General features: G+C 63.1%; 18 protein-coding genes and 1 tRNA gene. 12 read left to right on the forward strand and 7 right to left on the reverse strand.

Features of this window, described 5'->3' with window-relative positions; genetic code table 11:
* The first annotated feature begins 4 nt into the window (after positions 1-4).
* The 7 genes from cyoB to WA070_RS16355 all read left to right on the forward strand — a co-directional run bounded on the left by cyoB (position 5) and on the right by WA070_RS16355 (position 5,780).
* Positions 5-2,035: a cytochrome o ubiquinol oxidase subunit I gene (gene cyoB, locus WA070_RS16325; protein ID WP_422634982.1), complete on the forward strand. Its 2,031-nt coding sequence runs from the start codon at positions 5-7 to the stop codon at positions 2,033-2,035.
* Positions 2,036-2,041: 6 nt separating this feature from the next.
* A complete protein-coding gene (cyoC, locus tag WA070_RS16330) occupies positions 2,042-2,686 on the forward strand; it encodes a cytochrome o ubiquinol oxidase subunit III (protein WP_422634983.1) in 645 nt (214 codons plus the stop codon).
* Complete coding sequence (gene cyoD / locus WA070_RS16335) at positions 2,683-3,120, forward strand: cytochrome o ubiquinol oxidase subunit IV (protein ID WP_422634984.1); 438 nt, start codon at positions 2,683-2,685, stop codon at positions 3,118-3,120. The genes cyoC and cyoD overlap by 4 nt, the downstream gene beginning before the upstream one ends.
* Entirely contained in the window at positions 3,117-3,827 is a 711-nt protein-coding gene (locus WA070_RS16340) for an SURF1 family protein (RefSeq protein ID WP_422634985.1), read from the forward strand. The genes cyoD and WA070_RS16340 overlap by 4 nt, the downstream gene beginning before the upstream one ends.
* Positions 3,824-5,146 carry an ATP-binding protein gene (locus WA070_RS16345; RefSeq protein ID WP_422634986.1) on the forward strand — a complete coding sequence of 441 codons (1,323 nt, stop codon included), beginning with the start codon at positions 3,824-3,826 and terminating at the stop codon, positions 5,144-5,146. Before WA070_RS16340 ends, WA070_RS16345 begins: the two co-directional genes overlap by 4 nt.
* A complete protein-coding gene (locus tag WA070_RS16350) occupies positions 5,139-5,672 on the forward strand; it encodes a response regulator transcription factor (RefSeq protein WP_422634987.1) in 534 nt (177 codons plus the stop codon). Before WA070_RS16345 ends, WA070_RS16350 begins: the two co-directional genes overlap by 8 nt.
* Positions 5,673-5,706: 34 nt before the next feature.
* A tRNA-Gly gene (locus WA070_RS16355) sits at positions 5,707-5,780 on the forward strand.
* Positions 5,781-5,792: 12 nt separating this feature from the next.
* Here WA070_RS16355 and WA070_RS16360 read toward each other — a convergent pair.
* Positions 5,793-6,707, reverse strand: coding sequence for a sugar kinase (locus WA070_RS16360; RefSeq protein ID WP_422634988.1), 915 nt, complete (start codon positions 6,705-6,707; stop codon positions 5,793-5,795).
* Between the two features lie 164 nt (positions 6,708-6,871).
* On the opposite strand from WA070_RS16360, the gene WA070_RS16365 reads away from it, so the two are divergent.
* A complete protein-coding gene (locus WA070_RS16365; RefSeq protein ID WP_422634989.1) occupies positions 6,872-8,452 on the forward strand; it encodes an ATP-binding protein in 1,581 nt (526 codons plus the stop codon).
* A 144-nt stretch (positions 8,453-8,596) separates the two neighbouring features.
* Positions 8,597-9,478 (forward strand): alpha/beta fold hydrolase, encoded by an 882-nt coding sequence (locus WA070_RS16370; RefSeq protein WP_422634990.1) that lies wholly within the window; start codon positions 8,597-8,599, stop codon positions 9,476-9,478.
* 112 nt (positions 9,479-9,590) lie between these two features.
* On the opposite strand, the gene WA070_RS16375 is transcribed toward WA070_RS16370, so the two are convergent.
* Positions 9,591-10,523, reverse strand: coding sequence for an NAD(P)H-dependent flavin oxidoreductase (locus tag WA070_RS16375; RefSeq protein ID WP_422634991.1), 933 nt, complete (start codon positions 10,521-10,523; stop codon positions 9,591-9,593).
* Between the two features lie 138 nt (positions 10,524-10,661).
* Between WA070_RS16375 and WA070_RS16380 the strand changes: the two genes are divergently transcribed.
* A complete protein-coding gene (locus WA070_RS16380) occupies positions 10,662-11,720 on the forward strand; it encodes a hypothetical protein (protein ID WP_422634992.1) in 1,059 nt (352 codons plus the stop codon).
* A gap of 128 nt (positions 11,721-11,848) precedes the next feature.
* Here WA070_RS16380 and WA070_RS16385 read toward each other — a convergent pair whose 3' ends face one another.
* Both WA070_RS16385 and epsC read right to left on the reverse strand, forming a co-directional pair.
* Positions 11,849-12,187 carry a DUF2794 domain-containing protein gene (locus WA070_RS16385; protein WP_422634993.1) on the reverse strand — a complete coding sequence of 113 codons (339 nt, stop codon included), beginning with the start codon at positions 12,185-12,187 and terminating at the stop codon, positions 11,849-11,851.
* Positions 12,187-12,903 (reverse strand): serine O-acetyltransferase EpsC, encoded by a 717-nt coding sequence (gene epsC / locus WA070_RS16390; RefSeq protein ID WP_422634994.1) that lies wholly within the window; start codon positions 12,901-12,903, stop codon positions 12,187-12,189. Before epsC ends, WA070_RS16385 begins: the two co-directional genes overlap by 1 nt.
* Positions 12,904-13,088: 185 nt before the next feature.
* On the opposite strand from epsC, the gene WA070_RS16395 reads away from it, so the two are divergent.
* Together WA070_RS16395 and WA070_RS16400 are read left to right on the forward strand one after the other, a co-directional pair.
* A complete protein-coding gene (locus WA070_RS16395) occupies positions 13,089-13,862 on the forward strand; it encodes a sulfite exporter TauE/SafE family protein (RefSeq protein ID WP_422634995.1) in 774 nt (257 codons plus the stop codon).
* Between the two features lie 39 nt (positions 13,863-13,901).
* Positions 13,902-14,828: a hydrogen peroxide-inducible genes activator gene (locus tag WA070_RS16400; RefSeq protein WP_422634996.1), complete on the forward strand. Its 927-nt coding sequence runs from the start codon at positions 13,902-13,904 to the stop codon at positions 14,826-14,828.
* Positions 14,829-14,841: 13 nt separating this feature from the next.
* Here the strand turns inward: WA070_RS16400 and WA070_RS16405 are convergent, their stop codons facing one another.
* The 3 genes from WA070_RS16405 to pgsA are packed head-to-tail and all read right to left on the reverse strand — an operon-like array spanning position 14,842 to position 16,122.
* Complete coding sequence (locus WA070_RS16405) at positions 14,842-15,285, reverse strand: molybdenum cofactor biosynthesis protein MoaE (protein ID WP_422634997.1); 444 nt, start codon at positions 15,283-15,285, stop codon at positions 14,842-14,844.
* Positions 15,282-15,554: a MoaD/ThiS family protein gene (locus WA070_RS16410; protein ID WP_422634998.1), complete on the reverse strand. Its 273-nt coding sequence runs from the start codon at positions 15,552-15,554 to the stop codon at positions 15,282-15,284. The genes WA070_RS16405 and WA070_RS16410 overlap by 4 nt, the downstream gene beginning before the upstream one ends.
* A 4-nt stretch (positions 15,555-15,558) precedes the next feature.
* Positions 15,559-16,122 (reverse strand): CDP-diacylglycerol--glycerol-3-phosphate 3-phosphatidyltransferase, encoded by a 564-nt coding sequence (gene pgsA, locus WA070_RS16415; RefSeq protein WP_422635070.1) that lies wholly within the window; start codon positions 16,120-16,122, stop codon positions 15,559-15,561.
* Positions 16,123-16,215: the final 93 nt, after the last annotated feature.

A 16,215-nucleotide genomic window follows, 5' to 3' on the forward strand; every position in this document is an offset into this window, starting at 1 on the left:
ATTCATGTCCCCCTCCCCCGCATCCGAAAATAGCGGCATCTGGAAACTGATCTTCGGTCGTCTCGACTGGAGTTCACTGCCGCTGCATGAACCGATCGTCGTCGGCACCTTCCTCATGGTCGTGCTCGGTGGTCTCGTGGTGGTCGGCGGGATCACCAAATATCGCCTGTGGGGCATGTTGTGGAACGACTGGTTCACCACCGTCGATCATAAGCGCATCGGCATCATGTATATGATCTTAGGGCTAATCATGTTCGTGCGCGGCTTTGCCGACGCGCTGATGATGCGGCTGCAACAGGCGATGGCCTTCAACGGGTCCGAAGGCTATCTGAACGCGCATCATTATGACCAGATTTTCACGGCGCATGGCGTCATCATGATCTTCTTCGTCGCGATGCCGATGATCACCGGGATCATGAATTATATCGTCCCGCTGCAGATCGGCGCGCGCGACGTCAGCTTCCCATTCCTTAATAATTTCAGCTTCTGGATGACCACGGCAGGCGCTGTCATCGTCATGATGTCGCTGTTCGTGGGGGAATTTGCACGCACCGGCTGGCTGGCCTATCCGCCACTGTCGGGCATCGCCTATTCACCCGGCGTCGGCGTTGATTATTATATCTGGGGCTTGCAGGTTGCGGGCATCGGCACATTGCTGTCGGGCGTCAACCTGATCGCCACCATCGTCAAGATGCGCGCGCCCGGCATGGGCATGATGAAGATGCCCATCTTCACCTGGACATCGCTGTGCGCCAACGTGCTGATCGTCGCGGCTTTCCCGGTACTCACCGCCGTATTGGCGCTGCTCAGCCTCGACCGCTACATCGGCACCGCCTTCTTCACCAACGACATGGGCGGCAACCCCATGATGTATGTGAACCTGATCTGGATCTGGGGCCACCCGGAGGTCTATATCCTCATCCTGCCGCTGTTCGGCGTGTTCAGCGAAGTCACCTCCACCTTCTCCAGCAAGCGATTGTTCGGCTATTCGTCGATGGTCTATGCGACGATCGTCATCGCGCTGTTGTCCTATCTCGTCTGGCTCCACCACTTCTTCACCATGGGGTCGGGCGCCAGCGTCAACAGCTTCTTCGGCATCACGACGATGGTCATTTCCATTCCCACGGGCGCGAAACTCTTCAACTGGCTGTTCACCATGTATCGCGGGCGCATCCGCTTCGAATTGCCGATGATGTGGACCGTGGCCTTCATGCTGACCTTCACGGTCGGGGGCATGACCGGCGTACTGCTTGCCGTGCCGCCCGCCGACTTCGTGCTGCATAATTCGCTGTTCCTGATCGCGCATTTCCACAATGTCATCATCGGCGGCGTATTGTTCGGCCTGTTCGCGGCGATCAACTACTGGTGGCCCAAGGCGTTCGGTTTCAAGCTGGATCGCACCTGGGGCGTGCGCAGCTTCTGGCTGTGGGTCGTGGGCTTTTGGGTCGCGTTCATGCCGCTCTATGTGCTAGGCCTGATGGGCGTGACGCGCCGGATGCGGGCGTTCGACGATCCTTCCCTGCAAATCTGGTTCCAGATCGCAGCCTTTGGCGCGGTGATGATCGCGGCGGGTATCGCCTGCATGTTCATCCAGTTCGCCGTCAGCATCAAGAACCGCGAAGCGCTGCGCGACACCACTGGCGATCCATGGGACGGGCGCACGCTGGAATGGGCGACCAGTTCGCCGCCGCCCGACTATAATTTCGCCTTCACGCCCGTCATCCATGATGGCGACGCCTGGGCGGATATGAAGAAGCGCCATTATCAGCGTCCTCTGACCGGTTACGAAGCCATTCACATGCCGTCCAACACCGGCACCGGCATCATCATCGCGGGGCTGTCCATCGCCTTTTCGGTCGGTATGATCTGGTACATGTGGTGGCTGGCGGGTCTCAGCTTCGTCGGCATCCTGGCCGTCGCGATCGGCCACACCTTCAACTATAAGCGCGACTTCCATATCCCCAAGGACGTAGTCGAGCGCACCGAGGGCGAGCGCACTGCGCTGCTCGCGCCACATCTTTCGGCACAGGGCTGAACCATCATGGCAAGCGCATCTCCGATCGACCCCGCCTTCCTCGACAAGGACGGCAATCCGCTGTTCCATCTGGCGCATGAGCCGCATCATCCCGAAGGGTCCAGCACGATGCTGGGCTTCTGGATGTACCTGATGAGCGATTGCCTCATCTTCGCCTGCCTGTTTGCAACATACGCAGTTCTAGGCGGCAATTATGCGGCGGGACCGGGGCCACGCGACCTGTTCGACCTGCCGCTGGTCGCGCTCAACACCGCGATGCTGCTTTTTTCCTCCATCACCTATGGTTTTGCCATGCTGGCGATGGAAAAGAACAGGGTCGGCGCGACTCAGATGTGGCTGGCGATCACCGGCCTGTTCGGCCTCGCCTTCCTCAGCATCGAAATGTACGAGTTCGCCCATCTGATCCATGAAGGCGCGACGCCGATGCGGTCGGGCTTCCTGTCGGCCTTCTTCACGCTGGTCGGCACGCACGGGCTGCACGTCACCTTCGGCATCATCTGGCTGGTGACGTTGATGGTGCAGGTCGGGGAAAAGGGGCTGATCCCCGCCAACCAGCGCCGGTTGATGTGCCTGTCGATGTTCTGGCACTTTCTAGACGTCATCTGGATCGGCGTCTTTACCTTTGTCTATCTGATGGGAATGCTGCGATGAGCGCGCACGACACGGACCATGGCCATCATGACGGGGCGCATGGCACCATGGGCAGCTACATGATCGGGTTCGGCCTGTCAGTGATCCTGACGGCCATCCCCTTCTGGCTGGTCATGACGAAGGTCATCGCCAATCCTCAGGTCACAGCCTTCATCATCATGGGCTTTGCCGTGGTGCAGATCGTCGTTCACATGATCTACTTCCTGCACATGAACACCCGGTCGGAGGGTGGCTGGTCGATGATGGCGCTGATGTTCACGCTGGTGCTGGTGGTCATCACCCTGTCGGGTTCGACATGGGTCATGTATCACCTGAACCACAATATGATGCCCGCGATGGAGGATCAGGTCGAAGGCCAGATGCCCGGCCAGATGGATCACCAGATGAACGGCCCAATGAACGGCATGACTCATGACATGAGCCGGATGCAGTGACCCACCCCCGCCCCGCTTTTCGGGCGGGGTTTCCGGTTGCGCTCACGCTGGTGGCGCTGGCGCTGTTCGTCAGCCTGTGCGCGCTGGGCGTGTGGCAGGTCGAGCGGCTGGGGTGGAAACGCAACCTGATCGCGCGCGTCGATGCCCGCATTCATGCGGCGCCCGTCGCTGCCCCCGCCAACGCGCACGAAGACGACGCCTATCGCCGCGTCACCGCGACCGGCACCTTCCTGCATGATCGCAGCGCACTGGTGCAGGCGTCCACCGTGCGCGGCGCAGGCTATTGGGTGCTGACCCCACTGCGGCAAAGCGACGGTCGCATCATCCTCATCAATCGCGGCTTCGTCCCGCCCGAATCCAGAACGCGCTACGATCGCCCCATCGGCATGGTCCGCGTCACTGGCCTGCTGCGCCTGACCGAGCCGGACGGCGGATTCCTGCGCAGCAACGATCCCGCCGCCGACCGCTGGTATTCGCGCGACGTCGCCGCCATTGCCGCCACGCGCGACTTGCCCGCAGCCGCCAACTATTTCATCGACGCACAGGCCGCCCCCCGCCCCGGCACGCTGCCGGTCGGCGGCCTGACCGTCATCCGCTTCCCCAACAACCATCTGCAATATGCCGTAACCTGGTTTACGCTGGCGGCGATGGTCGTGGGGGCCTATGTCGTCGCGATGCGCCAGATGGGGAAAGACCGCCGGTCATGAAGGCCCGATTGCCGATCAGCGCGCGCTGGCTGCCAAGCCAATGGCCCGCCGACGCGGCCGGTCGCAAGAATATGGCGCTGCTGATCCAGTTGCGCTGGATCGCGATCGCAGGACAGGTCGCCACCATCCTGCTCGTCCATTTCGCCATGGGCATCCGCCTGCCCATCATATCCATGCTGGTCGTTGCCTGCCTCGCCATCGGGGTGAATCTGGGCAGCCTGTCCGTCCTGCGGCGGCGCACCGACATCAGCCATGCCGAACTGTTCGTGGCGCTGCTGTTCGATGTGCTCGCCCTGACGGCGCAACTGTACATGAGCGGCGGGGCGACCAACCCGTTCGTGTCGCTCTATCTGGTGCAGGTGGCACTGGGTGCCGTCCTGCTCCACCGATGGAGCGTATGGGGCATCGTCGCCATTTCCGTATTATGCACCGCCCTGCTGACCTTCTTCTATCGCCCGCTCGACCTGACCGGCGCGCTGGAGGGGCGATTGTTCGACCTGCATATCGTGGGCACATGGATCTGCTTTACGATGATCGCGGTGCTGCTGGTGCTGTTCATGACGCGCATCACCCGCAATCTGCAGGATCGCGAAGCCTATCTCGCCCGGCTGCGGCAACAGGCGGCGGAGGAGGAGCATATCGTGCGCATGGGCCTGCTCGCATCGGGCGCGGCGCATGAACTGGGGACGCCGCTTTCACAACTGGCGGTCGTGCTGGGCGACTGGCGGCACATGCCGGAGGTCAAGGATCACCCGGCACTGGTCGAAGAAGTGGCCGAAATGCAGGCGGCGGTCATCCGCTGCAAGACCATCCTGTCGGGCATATTGATGTCGGCGGGCGAAGCGCGCGGCGAAGCGCCCCAGATCACCAGCGTGCGCGATTTCGTCGAAGCCATCGCCCGCGACTGGCGCGCCGCCAATCCAGGGATGCCGCTGCGCTGCGATTTCGGGCCTCATGATTATCCCCGCATCGTCGCCGACCCGGTGATCCGGCAGGCGATCGTCAACCTGCTCGACAATGCGCGCGAAGCGGGCGCGACCTATATCGACCTGCTCGCCGGACGCGACAGCCAGTGGCTCAACATTGCGGTGCGTGACAATGGCGGCGGGTTCAGTGAAGATATGCTGGCGGATTTCGGCAAGCCTTATCGGTCCAGCAAGGGCAGGCAGGGCGGCGGCCTGGGCCTCTTCCTGGTGGTCAACGTCGTCCGCAAACTGGGCGGCAGCGTCAGCGCCAGCAATGGCGCCGATGGCGGGGCGATGATCCTGCTGCGTCTGCCGCTGGGCAATGTCGCGCTGGAGGAACCCGACGATGAGTGACGAACGGCTGTTGCTGCTGGTCGAGGATGATCAGGATTTCGCGCGCACGCTCAAACGCTCGTTCGAACGGCGGGGCTGGACCGTGCTGCTGGCCGACAGCCATGCCACGGTGACGGCGGTGCTGGCGGACCATCGCCCGACCCATGCAGTCGTGGACCTGAAACTCGGCCCGGAATCGGGGCTGGTCTGCGTTCAGACGCTCCACGCCCATGACGCGGCCATGATTATCGTCGTGCTGACCGGCTTCGCCAGCATCGCGACGGCGGTGGAGGCGATCAAGCTGGGCGCGACCAACTATCTGGCCAAACCGTCCAACACCGACGACATCGAAGCCGCCTTCGCCCGATCGGACGGCAATGTCGCCGCCCCCCTCGCCCCGCGCCCGACGTCGATCAAGACGCTGGAATGGGAACATATCCACGAAGTGCTCAAGGACAGCGAGTTCAACATATCCGAAGCCGCCCGGCGTCTGGGAATGCATCGCCGCACGCTGGCGCGCAAACTGGCCAAGCGGCAGGTCGGTTGACGGACTCAATCGACCGTGCCATTGGCGGCGCGACGCGGGTGTAGCTCAATGGTAGAGCAGCAGCTTCCCAAGCTGACGACGGGGGTTCGATTCCCCTCACCCGCTCCATTTCATGACATTTCAATAAGGCGCAGCGGCGTCCCGTGCCGGGATAGCGCCGCGATGGCCGATATTCCATCCCGCCAGCCGATGCCCCGCCAGCGCCGCATCGACCGGGGCCGCGCCCGCCAGCCGTGCGTGCAGATAACCGCCATTGAAAGCATCCCCCGCGCCGCTGGAATCGACCACGGCGATCTTTTGCGGAATGGCCACCACCTGACCATCGACCATGCAGCCATCGCCGCCCAGTTTCACCACGACCTCGCGTCCGTCGCCCGCGCCCCAGCGGGTTGCCGCGTCCTGCGCATCGTCCGCCTCGCCCATCTCCACTTCGTCGGCCAGCGTCGGCAGGCCCATGTCGCTGAGCAAAATCGCACGGTCGCGCCAGTGGCGCGCAGTCGCCGCGTCGGGCCATAACCGCGCGCGATAATTGCCATCGAACGCGACCTTCCCGCCCCGCGCCCGCACCTGTTCGCACAATGACAGCAGCGCCTCACGCCCCTCATCAGGCAGGATCGCCAGCGTGATGAGCGAGAAATAGAGCAGGTCGCTCTGGGCAGCCTGCGCGACCATGGCGTCGCTGCCGGGCAGCGCGAACATCCGCCGCGCCGCCGCCTCGCTGCGCCAATAATGAAAGCTGCGCTCGCCGCTCGCATCGGTTTCGATGGCATAGAGGCCCGGCAGACTGTCTGCCGCCCGCAGGACGAGGCTGGTATCCACCCCCTCCTTTTCCCACCGATCGCACAGGTCCGCGCTCATCGGGTCGGTCCCCATCGCGCTGGCCAGACGGACATGATCGCCAGATCGGGCCAGATGCACGGCGGTGTTGATGACATCGCCGCCATAGCGCAGGTTCCAGCCATCGCCCGTCCCGCGACTGAGTTCCAGCATCGCTTCGCCGATGACCGTGACCACCGCGCCTGCCGTCCTGTTCATGCTGCATCCCGCTCCTGTTGCCCCCGCTTCGTGCTGAGCGCGGGCCGCTGAGTCAAGTCGCCGTCCCCCACCGGCAAAGCATTTCCGTTTGATATGGAACGAAATTGGTGGGAACGGGTTTTTGCCCTAATGGGCAAGTATGAAAAGCCCCGATCGGGAATAATATGACCAGGGTTGCATCCGACTATACTGATAATCGCTTCGAACTACTGGTGCAAAGCGTTACCGATTACGCCATCTACATGCTCGATCCGGTCGGCACAATCACCAGTTGGAACATGGGCGCGCAACGGTTCAAGGGTTATCTGGCTGACGAAATAGTCGGACAGAATTTTTCCCGCTTTTATTCCGAGGAAGACCGGATCGCCGGCCTGCCATCCCGCGCGCTGCACGTTGCGCAGATGGACGGCCGGTTCGAAGCAGAAGGGTGGCGCATCCGCAAGGACGGCACGCGGTTCTGGGCCAATGCGGTCATCGATCCGATCCGCGCGCCCGATGGCAGCCTGATCGGCTTTGCCAAGATCACCCGCGACCTGACCGAACGGCGCGAAGCCCAACGCGCGCTGGACGAAGCGCGTGAAGCGGTAATCCAGACGCAGAAGATCGATGCCATCGGCAAACTGACCGGCGGCGTCGCGCATGATTTCAACAACCTGCTGGCGGTGATCGTCGGCAGCCTGGACCTTGCCCGGCACCGTATCGCCAATGGCGGTGACATTACCCGCTATCTGGACAACGCCATGGCGGCGGCGGAGCGCGGCGCGATGTTGACGCAGCGGATGCTGGCTTTCGCGCGCAAACAGGAATTGAAGCTGCAAAGCGTCGATTGCATCGCGCTGGTCGGCGACATGGCGAACATGCTGCAAAATACGCTGGGCGGCGGCGTGGCGATCAATACGCATTTCCCGCTGACGCTTTCGCTCGTCCATGCCGACCCCGTACAACTGGAACTCGCGGTGCTCAATCTGGCCGTCAATGCCCGCGATGCCATGCCCGACGGCGGCCGCATCCTGATCGACGCGACGGAAAGCAGCATTGCGCCGGGTGAGCGCCCCGACCTGTCGCCGGGCGGCTATATCCGCCTGTCCGTCACGGACGAAGGTGAAGGGATGGACACCGCGACGTTGCAACGCGCGCTCGAACCTTTCTTTACGACCAAGGGCGTGGGCAAGGGCACTGGCCTGGGCCTGTCGATGGTCCACGGCTTTGCACAGCAATGCGGCGGATCGCTGACGATCAGCAGCGAACCGGGCCATGGCACCGTCGTTTCGCTCTGGCTGCCTGTCGCGCCACCCGACTTGGCAAGTCATGCGCCACAGCAGGCTGCACGCCCGGCCGTGCAGGCGGACCTGCCACTGGTCATCCTCGCTGTGGACGATGACGACCTCGTCCTGATGAACACCGCTGGCATGCTGGAGGAATTGGGCCACACGGTATTCCAGGCGTCGAGCGCGGCGGACGCACTACAGATGCTGGAAGAAAGCCGCGTCGATCTGGTCGTCACCGATCATGCGATGCCCGGCATGACAGGCGCGCAACTCGCCGACATCATCCAGCAGCGCCTGCCCGGCCTGCCCGTCATCATCGCCACCGGTTTTGCCGAACTGCCCTCGCACAGCAGCGCCCGTCCCCGGCTCGACAAACCATTCCGTCAGGCCGAACTGGCCCGCATGTTATCTAACGTCATGCACAGCCATCCCGCCGACGACCTGATCCAGATCACCACGTTGCCCGATCCAAAATAGCCGCCGATTTTGCCCGGTTGATCTCATACAGCCCCTTTTTAGGATATATTCGGCAAATTCGGCAATTCACGGCCGTTAAGCGCTTGGCAAGGCGGTCTGGCTTGGCCAAGGAGGCTGCGACCTCATTCCAGCACGCAGGATCGCATGGATACGCTCGCCGCGCGCACGCCCACTTCCCATTTCTTCACGTCGTTACGAACCCGCCTTCATTATCTCGATTGGGGTAACAGTTCGGCGCCGTTGCTGATCCTGATCCATGGCGGGTTCGATCATGGGCATAGCTGGGACTGGACGGCGCGCGCACTGGCGCAGGATTTTCATGTCGTGGTGCCGGACCTGCGCGGCCATGGCGACAGCGGCTGGTCGACCGACAGCAGCTATATGATGAACAATTTCGTCTATGATCTGGCGCAACTGGTCGAACTGCTCGACCGGTCGCCCGTGACGATCGTGGGCCATTCGCTCGGCGGCGCGATCAGCCTGCGTTATGCTGGCATCTTCCCGGAAAAAGTCGCCAGGATCGTCGCGATCGAGGGATTGGGCCTGTCGCCCGATCGACTGAACCAGACGGCATCGGAGCCAGCGCCCGACGTCTGGCGCACATGGATCGAACAACGCCGTGCGCGCGCCGCGCGCACGCAAAGCCGCTATCCGACGATAGAGGCGGCGATCGGCCGGATGCGCGAACGCAACGAACATCTCACGCTCGAACAGGCGCTGCACCTGACCGTTCATGGCGTGAACCGGAACGAAGACGGCAGCTATAGCTGGAAATTCGACCCGCATCTCAAGAGCGAGGCGCCCCAGACCACGACAGACATGGATCTGCCGGAGTTTTGGGAGCGGATCACCTGCCCCGCGCTTCTGTGCCTCGGCCTCGACAGTTGGGCATCCAATCCGCAGAAAGATGGACGCATGGCGCATTTCCGCGATGCGCGGCTCGTGGAATTTGCCGATGCCGGCCACTGGCTGCACCATGACCAGTTCGATCGGTTCATCACCGAGTTGCGCGGCTTTCTAGGTTAAGAGCACTCCCCTCGCCGTTCTCTTCGAGCGAAGTCGAGAAGCCGACAGCGGGGCGCTAAGTTTCTCGACAGGCTCGAAACGAACGGATGGGGTGTAAATCCGTTTTAGGCCATCACGGCCTGAACCCGCTCACCGCCGCACCATACTCCGCCTTCAACTGCGCAATGAAATCACCGGCAGGCTGCACCTGCTCGATCGCACCAATGCCTTGCCCGCATCCCCAGATGTCTCGCCAGGCTTTTTTGTCGCCGCCGGTCGCGCTGGCGAAATCCATCGCCTGCACTTCGGGCAGATGATCCGGGTCCATCCCTGCCGCGACGATGCTTGGGCGCAGATAATTGCCATGGACGCCGGTGAATACGTCGGAATAGACGATATCGCTGGCCCCGCTATCGACGATCATCTGCTTATAGGCCGCGTCCGCATGGGCTTCGCGCGTCGCGATGAAGGGCGACCCCATATAGGCCAGATCCGCACCCATCATGCGCGCGGCAGCGATCGACCGGCCCGTTGCGATCGACCCGGACAGGGCGAGCGGCCCGTCGAACCATTGGCGGATTTCCTGCACCAGCGCAAAGGGCGACAACGTCCCCGCATGGCCGCCCGCTCCCGCCGCCACGGCGATCAGGCCATCGGCGCCCTTCTCGATCGCCTTGCGCGCGAAGCGATCGTTGATGATGTCGTGCAGCACGATGCCGCCATAACTATGCACCGCCTCATTGACTCGTTCCTGCGCGCCCAGCGAGGTGATGATGATGGGCACGCGATACTGGACGCACAGCGCCAGATCCTCGTCCAGCCGACTGTTGGACCGGTGAACGATCAGGTTGACGGCAAAGGGGGCGTCCGCCTCCGTCAGTTCCGCGCCCAGCCTTTGCAGCCAGTTTTCGAACAGCCCCGGCGCGCGGGCATTGAGCGAGGGAAATGCGCCCACGATTCCCGCGCGGCACTGCGCCATCACCAGATCGAGCTGCGATATGATGAACATCGGCGACGCGATCAGCGGCAGGGTCAGGCGACCTTCGAGCAGTGGCGGCATGGTCATGGGCGGATCATCCTCTCTTCTATCCTCCCCGCGCTATCATCGCTCTGCGCGCAGACAAAGCGGCAATATGCGCTGTATTGATAGTATAATACAGTGGTGCTATGACGGCCCGATAAACCCGCCTGCGGAGCAGACCATATGTATAGCGAGAGCGATTTGCAGGATGCCGTAACGGCTGGCGTCCTGACCCCGCAGGCCGCGCAGGCGTTGCGCGACCATGTCGCAGGACTGCGCGCCACCCCGATGGTGGACGAAGAACATTTTCGCCTGCTCAGCGGATTCAACGACATCTTCGTCGCGATCGCCAGCATCATCCTGCTGGTGGCGGTCGGCTGGCTGGGCAACAGCATCCGATTCGGCGCGAACCCGCATCAACCCTCGCTGATGTCGGGCCTGCTGGTCGCCGCCGCCAGTTGGGGGCTGGCCGAATATTTCACCCGGCAACGCCGCATGGCCCTGCCCTCCATCCTGCTGCTCTGCGGCTTTGTCGGCGGTGTCGCCTTCGCGCTGTTCGCCTGTGCGTCGCAGCTTTTTCCGAACGCTGGCGGACAGGCCGGATCGCTGATCCTGTCCGGCGTCGCAGCGATCAGCACGCTTCTGACCTACATGCACTGGCGGCGCTTCATGGTGCCGATCACCGTGGCTGCGGGCGCAGCGACGGCGGCTGGCGTGGTGGCGGGACTGGTGCTGGCGGCTTTCCCGAACAGCGAGCGCCTGCCCTATCTGCTCTTGCTGGCTGGCGGCATCGCCATCTTCCTGCTCGCCATGCGCTGGGACACCAGCGACCGCAGCCGCACGACGCGCCGGTCCGACGTCGCCTTCTGGCTGCACCTGACCGCCGCGCCGATGATCGCCCATTCGCTGTTCCACCTGCTGGGCGTATTCGATGGCGGCGAGATTTCCGTGGTCAAGGCCGTGGTGGTGATCGCGCTCTATATGGTGTTCGGTGTGGTGGCACTGGCCATCGATCGCCGCGCGCTGCTGGTGTCCAGCCTCGCCTATGTGCTGTTCGCGCTTTACGCCCTGTTCAAACAGGCGGGCGCGGTCGAACTGTCCGCCGCCTTCACCGCACTGGTGATCGGGTCGGCGCTGCTGCTGCTCTCCGCCCTGTGGCACCACGCCCGCGCGATGGTGGTCGGCGGCCTGCCCCCGGCGCTGACCGACCGGCTGCCCTATCTGGACCGGGTCGTGGCTTAACTCTGACGTCCTGACGCTTATTCACACCTTACGCCGTTCGTTTCGAGCGAAGTCGAGAAACCAAGCACAGCGCTATCGGCTTCTCGACTTCGCTCGAAGCGAACGGGTTAGTATGATGGGATCACGCCCTAATCCTCGACGATACGCAGCAGCTTGCGCTCGACGGGGGCCAGCACGCCTGCCAGGTCCTGCCCACGTTTGAGCACCTGCCCCGCTTCGCCGACCAGCGCCCACATGCCCTGACGCTGGCGCAGCGCCGGGCGCTTCTCGATACGATATTCGGGGCGCTCGGCGGCGCGGCGGAATGCGCTGAATATCGCGGCGTCCCGCCCCATATCCATCGCATAGTCGCGCCAGTGACCCGCCGACACCATGCGCCCGTATAAATCCATGATCCGTTGCAGTTCCAGCCGGTCGAACCCGACCTGCATGACACCATGCGCAGGAAACGGCGTGACGTTCGACATCAGGCCCGGTCGCGCTCCCTGAACAACGCGCTATCTTCGGGCGTCGGCGAAGGAGCCGCCCGTTCCGCAATCAGCTCCGCCAGCCGCTTTTGCAGCCGCTCGACCTCGCCCTGAAGCGCTTCCAGCTTCTGTTTTTCAGGGTCCGGGCAATCGGTGCAGGGCGTGCCATAGGGCATGAAATCGCGCTGATAGGCGGTCACATCGACCAGCATCGCCCGCGCAGGAATCCCCACCATGGTCGCGCCATCGGCCACGTCCTTCGTCACGACAGCGTTTGCGCCGACCCGCGCCCGCGCCCCGACATGGATCGGCCCCAGCACCTGCGCGCCTGATCCGACGATCACCCCGTCGGCCAAAGTGGGATGCCGCTTGCCCGCAATCCCGTTCGCCGGATCCGTACCCCCCAGCGTCACATTCTGATACAGCGTCACGTCGTCGCCAATCTCCGCCGTCTCGCCAATCACCGTAAACCCATGATCGATGAAGAAGCGGCGGCCAATCCGCGCGCCCGGATGAATGTCGTTGCCAGTCAGGAAGCGCGACAGATGATTGACCGCCCGCGCCAGAAAAAACAGCCTTGCACGATACAGGCGATGCGCGACCCGGTGAAAGGCCAGCGACCACAGCCCCGGATAGAGCAGGATTTCCGCACGCGATCGCGGCGCAGGATCGCGCGCCCTGATCGAATCGAGATAGGCCATGAGATCACGCAGCATCGAAACGTCCCTGAACTAGGCCGCTCTTGCCGCGCACCTTTTTCCTGATGCTCGCAACATAAGTGCAAAAGCCCGGTTTTTCCAGAGCCGGGCGCTATCTGCCCTTCCATCGGCGAAACAGAAACTTGCTTGGCGACGACGGATATTCCAATCATGGCGGTAGAGAATGCAATGAGAGGCCGTGGATGATCGACGCTTTTATCGCCAATTTCGGCGCAATCATGCCCTTCATCCTCATCGGCTTTGGCGCGCAGATGATCGACGGTGCGCTCGGCATGGCTTATGGCGTCATCTCCAGCACGCTGCTGCTGGCGCTCGGCGTACCGCCCAGTCGCGCGTCGGCCAGCGTCCATGTCGCCGAAACCTTCACCACCGGCGTGTCCGCGATCAGCCACATCCTGCATCGCAATGTGGACTGGAAACTCTTTTCCAGACTCATCATTCCCGGCGTCATCGGCGGCGTGACCGGTGCCTATCTGCTGTCCAACATCGACGGTGCCATCATCAAGCCCTTCGTGCAGGTCTACCTCGCGTCCATCGGCCTGTATCTGATCTGGCGCGGTTTCCACCTGCCGCCCAAGCCGCGCGATCCCAAATGGGTCACGCCTTTGGGCCTTGTCGGCGGCTTCATGGATGCGACCGGCGGTGGTGGCTGGGGTCCGGTCGTGACCTCCAACCTGTTGTTGCAGGGGTCCAGCCCGCGCCACACGATCGGCACGGTCAACACCGTCGAATTCATCCTGACCATGGCGATCAGCCTGACCTTCCTCCTCCATCTGGGCTGGCAGGCATTTACGACCTACACGGTGGGCCTGCTGATCGGCGGCGTGGTCGCCGCCCAATTCGGTGCAATGTTGGCGCGGCGGGTCGCCCCCCGTGTCCTTTTCACCGCCGTCGGTATCATCCTGACGCTGACATCGCTGTTCGGGGTCGTCAAATGGCTTGGATTTATCGGATAGGCCGCTTATATTTGCCTTTCTGATCGAAGAAGGCGATGAATGTCCAGCTATCTGCCCACGCTCAAACAATTGCAATATCTGGTGGCGCTGAAAGAACAGGGCCATTTCGGCAAGGCGGCCGACAGTTGTTACGTCACCCAATCCACCCTGTCGGCTGGCATCCGCGAACTGGAATCGCTGATCGGCGTCACGCTGGTCGAGCGCACCCGCCGCGTCGTCCGCTTCACGGCGCTGGGCGACCGCATCGTGGACAAGGCGCACCGCGTGCTGCGCGAGGCGGAGGAACTGGTCGCGATCGCCGAAGCATCGGGCAAGCCGCTGACCGGCGAATTGCGCATGAGCGTCATTCCCACCATCGCCCCTTTCCTGCTGCCCCGCATGTTGCCCCGGCTGCGCGCCGACCGGCCCGAACTCAAACTCTATCTGCGGGAAGAAATGACGCAGGCGGGCATCGAATCGCTGCGCCATGGCAATGTCGATTGCGTGCTCCTCGCCCTGCCCTTTCCAGTCGGCGAACTGGATAGCGAAATCCTGTTTCAGGACCGGCTCTATGTCGCCTTTCCGCGCGACGACCCGCGCGATCCGCCCGAATGGATCGGCCCGGACATGATCGACGAAAGCAAGCTGCTGCTGCTGGAGGATGGCCATTGCCTGAAGGATCATGCGCTGGCCGCCTGCAATCGCCCCGACCTGCGCGCCAGCACGACGATGATGGGCACGTCGCTGCACACGCTGATCCAGATGGTCGACAATGGTCTGGGCGTCACCATGGTGCCGGAAATGGCGATTGCCGGGGGTATATTGGAGCATACGAACATCACCGCGCGTCCGTTGCGATCCGAACGGGCGTGGCGCGACATTGCGCTGGTCTGGCGCAAGAACAGCCCGCGTGAGAAGGAATTTCATCTGCTCGCGGACATATTGCGCAGCGCGGCGGCAGAGAATCATCTGACCCAACCGGCCTGACCGGCCCAATGGATCAGGCGGTCCAGCCCCGCGCCTTGGCCTCATCCTCCGCGCGCGCGGCGACCCAGCGGGGGCTACCCTGCGCAAAATGCTCCTTCTTCCAGAAAGGCGCATGGGATTTGAGCCAGTCGATCAGGAAGGCGCAGCTTTCCAGCGCCGCAGCCCGATGGCGCGAAGCCGTTCCCACGAACACGATCCGCGCGCCCGGTTCCAGCCGCCCGACCCGATGGATCAGCGTCAGGCCCAGCAGCGGCCAGCGCGCCGTGGCGTCCTGCGCGATGCGATCCATCTGCGCCTGCGTCATGGCGGGATAATGTTCCAGTTCCAGCGCGGTCAGACCATCATCGCCCCGCACGATCCCGGTAAAGCTGGCCACGCCACCCCCGCCCAGCGCTTCCAGCGCAGCCAGTTCGGCGGCAACATCGAAATCGCCGGTCTGGACGGCGATGCGCTTCATCCGCCCGTCACCGGCGGGAACAGCGCCAGTTCGCGCGCATCGCCAATGACGGTGTCCAGCGGCACGAACTGCTGGTCCAGCGCCGCGCGCAACCGGGACGGATCGGCCATCGCCTGCGCATGACCGCCGCCGCGCCTTGCCAGATCATCAACCAATGCAGCGATCGTCATGTCGGCGTCCGGGCGCGCAACACGCTCCTCGTCCAGGCCGATCATTTCACGCACCCAGGCGAAATAGACGATCGTCAGATGCGGGGTCAGGTCGGCCATCGCATCAATCCATATGCTTGATGCCGACGCGCAGATAATCCCATCCGGTAATCAGCGTCAGCAGCGCGGCGGCCCACAGGGTCACGATCCCGACCATCTGGACGAAGGGGAATTGCGGGACCGCACCTGCCAGAATCAATGCGCCCAGCGCGATGATCTGAAAAGTGGTCTTCCACTTTGCCAGTCGCGACACCGGAACGGACACCTGCAACGCGGCCAGAAATTCCCGCAAGCCCGACACCGCGATTTCGCGCAGCAGGATAATCATCGCCGCAATGATATGCGGCCCGTGAATATCGCGCGTCGCCGCCAGCATCAGGATGACGGCGCCGACCATGATCTTGTCGGCAATGGGGTCCAGAAACACGCCCAGTTTCGATACGGTCCCCTGCGCTCGCGCCAGATAGCCGTCGAAATAATCGGTGATGCCCATCAGGCAATAAAGACCAAATGCCAGCGAATAACCGGTGGTCCAGCGCGCACCCGCGTCCGCTGGCCAAAGCAGCGCGACAAGCAGCGGCACGGTCAGGATACGCGAAAGCGTCAGCAGATTGGGCAGCGTCAGCATCGCCGCGAACTGCCACAGTCCGGCGCGGCGCACAAGCATCCCCGTGCAGCAGTCCCGCACCGGGCCTGCCCATGCCCCTAACCCATTGGACAC

The organism is Sphingobium sp. (genome assembly GCF_049304695.1).
In the GTDB taxonomy this organism is placed as follows: Bacteria; Pseudomonadota; Alphaproteobacteria; order Sphingomonadales; family Sphingomonadaceae; genus Sphingobium.